1 protein-coding gene is annotated in these 219 nt (G+C 53.9%); it reads right to left on the reverse strand.

From position 1 onward, the window contains the following. Positions 1–219 (reverse strand): cadherin-like domain-containing protein (locus Q1A70_RS20780; RefSeq protein WP_299697714.1); only part of this gene is annotated, 219 nt, incomplete at both ends.

Consider the following 219-nt stretch of genomic DNA (forward strand, 5'->3'; position numbering starts at 1 on the left):
ACATCGAAGCTTAGGTCGATGTCGCCATTGAAGTCTGCGTCTGGCGTGATGGTAAACGAGCCATCCTCGTTTGCGGTGACCGTTGCATGGTCACCTGCGCTGAGGTTCTCTGCCGTGAGATCATCGCCATCGATGTCGGATGCATTCGCCAGTAACTGCTCTTGGCTTAGCGTAATAGAGCCATCTTCGTCGACTGAGTAAGCAAGATCACCCGCTACC

It is taken from the genome of uncultured Vibrio sp. (genome assembly GCF_947488985.1).
Classification (GTDB): Bacteria; Pseudomonadota; Gammaproteobacteria; order Enterobacterales; family Vibrionaceae; genus Vibrio.